Below are 4,598 nucleotides of genomic sequence, written 5' to 3'. Positions count from 1 at the left end.
CGTCATCGGCGACGGCACCGACCTTCAGCGGGAGCTCGGTGGCGACGTTCGCGGCATCGTCAGCGACCTGACCGATCGAGCGGATCATCGTAGGGTTGTCCATCATCTTCTCCTATCAATCCTCAAGGCCAGGAACGTCGGTCGGAACGAGCCCGGAGCCATTGGGGTATTGCCGAACGTCACTCAGCGTGCCGCCAGCGTCGAGGTAGCCGACCAGGCAGTTGCTCGTCGTGTGCGTCGTGTCGGTGTCGGTCAGCAGGCTCGTCCAGGTCGCGTAGGCGCCGCCACGAATCCAGACGACGAAGTAGCCGTCACGCGGCCTGCGGGTGACGAACAGCTCGTACTCGGTGCCAACAACGATGGCTGCCGCCGCACTTGCAACTACGACAACAGCCCCCGTTGTCCACCGATTCAGCTCTACGGCTTCTGCGCTTGAGAATCGAATAGAATAACCGCTAAAGCTGCTGTTGTTCGGAACAGACGCAGAGAGTGGGATGTGAACGGTACCTGCATCGGTCGCCTTCATCGCGCGGCAGTACCAACCGCCGTAAGCCTGCGGGCTCGAGTCCCGCAACGCGAAGTACCCCGCCGTCACCCCCAACAGCCGGCGCCGCGTCCCGTCGTCATCCCACTTGTGTGTGCCCGAGAGCACCCGATAGGGGCCGACTTTTCCACCAGCCGCGACAGCCGCCACGGAGACGGGGTAGTCGGTCCGGTGCGCGAGGACGTTGCAGCGAAGCGCCTGGGCGACGTAGAGCGCCCGCACGTCCGCGTCCGAGAGGACCGAGGCGAACTCCTTCTCCTCGATGAGCGCGCCGTCGAAGTCGCTGTCGAGCGCGGCGGTGTTGAGCCGGTTCACGATGGGCGCCGCCGCGGCCGTGAGCGCACCGGACGGGGCGACGGCCTGGGTGACCGTGACCGTCTCGCCGTCGACCTTCACGACCGGCGCCGAGCCGGCCGAGCGGGCGTGCGTGAGGGTCAGGATGTGGTCGACGTTGTACGGGCCCGCGGTGAACGTCCAGCGAGCTGTGGCGCCTGCGTAGGCGACCTCGTAGTACCAGACGTTGGCCGCGCCCAGGTAGAGCCGGCTCCGCGTCGTCCCGCCGTCCGAGATCGACCAGAGGCAGCCTTGGTCCGACTGGCCGCGAGAGCGGGCGTTGTACTGGAGCTCGAGGGAGAAGCTGTTCGGGTAGAGCGAGGTGTCCGACGCAGCGGCGATGAGCGGGTTCCCAGCGCCGTGCGCTTGATGGCGCGTGCAGCACGGCCCCTTCGACTGCGTCACCCTTCCGCTGATCGTCCCGTTCCGGCCGTTCCCCGACTGGTCGAGGACGAGTGAGCTCGCGTTCTTCGTGCCCACGAGCTGCACGAGCGCCGCGGGCGTGATGATCTCGCTCGACTTGCGCGGCAGCCAGATCGTCTTCTTGGGCTCGAAGACGCTGACGATCGACCTCCACAGCTCGTGGAGGTTCTTGATCTCCTCGTTTGTAATGCCTTTTCCACGAATGGCGTCGTTGAAGAGGATGAATAGGCCGTAGTCGTTGTCCTTGGAACCAGTAGCAAGTGTGTTTCCATTTGCCATATACAAATCAGCATCATCAGCAGTAGGAGCACAAGCCCCAACGCCTAACACGCGAAACACACCGTCCGCGAAAAGCTCAGGAACCTGGCTAGTAACGAATCGAACCGCTACAGAATTTGCCTCTGCCAAACTGGCTGAAGTCATAGTAGACCCACCAGTCATTGCTATTAGATTCGCTCCGCTGGTAGTTAGCTGCCACGCGACACCGCCACCATCTACCTTAGCAATTACACGAGAGCTTCCTGTAACCGCCGCGAAACCCTTCGCCGTCCAGAAGATCGTCCCGCTCGTCGCTCGCAGCTCAGGCGCCGCACCACTATCAACAATACTGATCGACCCGCCGCCAGCCGTGAGCGACTTCTCTTGCCCGAGGTAGTACCCCTTCTTGTCACGCCGCCAGGCGAGGCCGACACCAGCCGTGCCGGGAGTGATGATGCGAGGCCGAGCGTAGCTGTCGAGCGTCTCCACACCACCGCGCAGGAGCAGAGTCGCCATCGCAGGCGAGAGCGAGGTGAGGTAGTCGTAAAAGCTGTTGAGGCCACTCATGGCGTCCTCGCAAGTCGGAGCAGGCGAGCAGTCAGGGCTTTCACTTGAAGCGGAGAAAGCTCTTTATCCCAGATAGAGGGGAGGATGGTAGAACCAATAAGCCCAGCAACCCCTCCACCAACTATGGCCCCAACAGTAACCGGCATAGCCGTATTCCGCATTCGGACATATACACCAGATAGCGCGTTGGTATCATCAAAGCGTGCAAAATCAACGTAAATCCGTATCCCACCAATCAATCCACTCCCGTCGTAAGTACAGATCACCGCACGATTACGTGCCGATCCAGCGGGAAGTGTCCCATATCTTCCAATGTAAGCTGTGGCCACACTGTCGCTGATACCAAAGTACAGCCGAGAACCCGTAGCTGAGTACGCTACCCACCACTCACCATTTGTGGAGTTTGTTCCCTTTCCGAGAATGCCCCAAGATGTTCCTTTGGCAGCGTTCAGGATCATAGCGAGAGAGAACGGCTTGTCCGCTGCCCCATCCGTGAACGAGTACCGATCGTCGTCCCCCATGTTGACTTGATCGCCACCGTCGAAGCTGAAGCCTCGCACGAGCCCAGCCTCACGAGCGACCTTCGGGAACGCAGCGGCCGTCGCACCGTCCGAGCCCATCAGAGCCGTGCCGCCGATTCGCCCGCCAACGTCGGTCACGAACAGGCCGGCGTCGTTGCGGTAGTAGGTCTTGCCCGGCAAGTAGGCCAAGCACTTGTCGAGGTCAATATCGGAGACAATGGAGCCGTCGCGGAGGTGCGGCTCGTCGGTGGAGGTGGCGACAGAGCCGTAGATCTCGAAGGAATGGATCGTGCCAATGAAGCGGCTCGCGCTACCATGCGAGGCGCCGATAGCAAGAACAGTAGATCTAAACTGAGCCGTCCACGCAGTTGCCGACGTATCAATAAGCGTTCCATTCAACCACGCGGACGACACCCCGGAAGTCGTCGAGATGGTCAGTGTGTTCTTTCCAGCGACGAGCGCCGCACTCCACGTAGCGTAAGCAATGAAGAACGGAAAGACACCGTTGCAATATAGAATTAGTGCGTTAGTAGCGCCCTTCAATACAGAGAAATGGTACAAAGACCCGGCGCTTACCCGCCAGAAGTAGTGTTCAATTCCATCGTCTGGAGCAAAACCCAGCGTGAACTCGATCTTGATCGTCAGCGTGGCCCGCAGAATCTGCGGACCAGCTACGTTGTAAAGCAGGTTCCCGCTCCCGTTGAGCGTCATACCATCCGGCCCGAACGTGGTGCCGGTGCCCACGATGGTCGCGCCGCCGCGCTCGACGGCATCACGGCTCGTGAGCGTGTGGCCGAGCTTGAAGAGCAGGCCCATGGCCCGCTCCTCGGGCGTGCGGATTACCTCTCCAACGGTCACTTCACCAGCTCCTCGACCTCGAGCGCGGCGACGGCGGCCGGCTTCCACGAGGGCTTGCGCTTCTCGATGACCTGGAGGACGAGCGCGTCGACCTCCTCGGGCAGGAAGCCTGCGGTCGCGACCGGGCCCACGACGGGCTGGCCGGCAGCGAGCGCCACGAGCGCCGCGGGCATGTCCTCAGAGGGGTCGGGGCCCTGGGCCACGGTCGTGTACTGCGGCTGGTCGCCGCAGACGAGCTTGCGGACCGCCTCGACCGGAAGCGGCTTCCCGCCCACGGGCACCGCGGCCCGGATGAGCGCGAGCGCGGCGGTCGTGTCGCGACCGACCGCCGGCTTCGTCTCGGCCTTGGGCTCTTCGTAGTTCTCGGGGTAGAGCGTCTTTTCGTCCACAGGTGCCTCCTACGCGGCTCGCGCCATGACGTTGATGATGATGGTTGAGGTCGCGTCATCCGGCGTCCAGAGCGCTCGCACGTACCGCGCGCCAACCGTCAGCTCGAGCTGGTAGTAGACCGTCGCGGCGTCTGCTACCTCGATCCACGAGGCGTACCCGCCGCCGCCCTGGCCGCGGTCGACGACCATCCGCGTGACGTCGGTCCAGGCCGTGCCGTCGTTCGAGCTCTCGAAGGTCAGCGTGCCGTCGCGGATGCCGATCTGGATCGTGAGCCACGGCCGGTTCCCGATCTCCTGCCCGCTCGAGCTGGGGTAGTAGACGGGCGTCACCGCCGCCAACGTCTCGTTCGCCCAGACCTGGGCGCTCTCGTCGCGGTCGTCCGCAGTCGTGTTCGCGCTCACCCGATCGGCCGCCGCAACGTCGTCGTAGGCCGCGGAAACGACCCGGAGCCGCCGGTACAGGTCCGTGATCAAGTGGACCATGTCGGCGTCGGAGGCCGCCACGACGACCTGATCGACGACGGCACCGATCTTCATGGGGTTCAGGGCCGCAGTATCGGCGGCATCGTCTGCGGTCGCGCCCTGGGGCAGCGTGCGAAGCCGGCGGGCGAGATCCATCGAAAGGTTCGCCACGTCGCCGGCCGCAACGACAGTCGAGGCGTCGGCGTAAGCCGTGCCAGCGACCCGGACCGGAGCGAGCGTCGC

4 protein-coding genes are annotated in these 4,598 nt (G+C 63.4%); all 4 read right to left on the bottom strand.

Features of this window, described 5'->3' with window-relative positions:
- Nucleotides 1-115: 115 nt before the first annotated feature.
- The 4 genes from WC683_19655 to WC683_19640 are packed head-to-tail and all read right to left on the bottom strand — an operon-like array spanning nt 116 to nt 4,526.
- Nucleotides 116-2,125, bottom strand: a complete 2,010-nt coding sequence (locus tag WC683_19655; GenBank protein ID MFA4974823.1) for a hypothetical protein — start codon at nt 2,123-2,125, stop codon at nt 116-118.
- Nucleotides 2,122-3,462 carry a hypothetical protein gene (locus tag WC683_19650; GenBank protein MFA4974822.1) on the bottom strand — a complete coding sequence of 447 codons (1,341 nt, stop codon included), beginning with the start codon at nt 3,460-3,462 and terminating at the stop codon, nt 2,122-2,124. The genes WC683_19655 and WC683_19650 overlap by 4 nt, the downstream gene beginning before the upstream one ends.
- A 38-nt stretch (nt 3,463-3,500) precedes the next feature.
- Nucleotides 3,501-3,893, bottom strand: coding sequence for a hypothetical protein (locus tag WC683_19645; protein MFA4974821.1), 393 nt, complete (start codon nt 3,891-3,893; stop codon nt 3,501-3,503).
- A gap of 9 nt (nt 3,894-3,902) precedes the next feature.
- A complete protein-coding gene (locus WC683_19640) occupies nt 3,903-4,526 on the bottom strand; it encodes a hypothetical protein (GenBank protein MFA4974820.1) in 624 nt (207 codons plus the stop codon).
- Nucleotides 4,527-4,598: the final 72 nt, after the last annotated feature.

This window comes from bacterium, from assembly GCA_041648665.1.
In the GTDB taxonomy this organism is placed as follows: domain Bacteria; phylum UBA10199; class UBA10199; order 2-02-FULL-44-16; family JAAZCA01; genus JAFGMW01.
This window is presented reverse-complemented; position numbering and strand designations above follow the sequence as displayed.

Coding starts and splice junctions, on each gene's coding strand:
- WC683_19655 (MFA4974823.1), bottom strand. CDS start 2,125: ATGAGTGGCCTCAACAGCTTTTACGACTACCTCACCTCGCTCTCGCCT.
- WC683_19650 (MFA4974822.1), bottom strand. CDS start 3,462: ATGGGCCTGCTCTTCAAGCTCGGCCACACGCTCACGAGCCGTGATGCC.